Genomic DNA, 328 nt, shown 5'->3' with positions numbered 1-328 from the left:
CCGACAAAGGGCTCCAGTGACTGCGCGCTCAGTGGTGCGCGCAGTTCGGTGAGCGCGCCTTCGATCAGCCCGAGGTGGAGGGCGCAGATCACGTCGGGGTGCCGCTCGGCCACCTCACGAAACGGGCAGTGATGCAGCCGGATCTCGATGCCGTCGGGTTGGGCGCGCACTTCTGGTTGGAAGCCGATCGAGTCGAGCACCCGCTTGAGCCGGGTCGTGGCGTCGCCGCGTCGATCCTCTGCGACGCGCCGGTCGGTCGACCAGGTGGCGACCCCAAGCCCGGCCGGTCTCGACTGCAGCGGGCCCAGCATTGTCGAGAGATGCGACA

At 68.9% G+C, this 328-nt stretch carries 1 pseudogene; it reads right to left on the bottom strand.

The annotated features are described in order from the left end of the window. Nucleotides 1–311: pseudogene (locus BN358_RS27300) on the bottom strand (hypothetical protein); the annotation flags it as partial. Nucleotides 312–328 lie beyond the last annotated feature (17 nt).

It is taken from the genome of Sedimentibacter sp. B4 (assembly GCF_000309315.1).
In the GTDB taxonomy this organism is placed as follows: domain Bacteria; phylum Bacillota; class Clostridia; order Tissierellales; family Sedimentibacteraceae; genus Sedimentibacter; species Sedimentibacter saalensis.
Note: the sequence above shows the minus strand (reverse complement) of the source record. Positions and strands in the feature narration are given on the sequence as shown.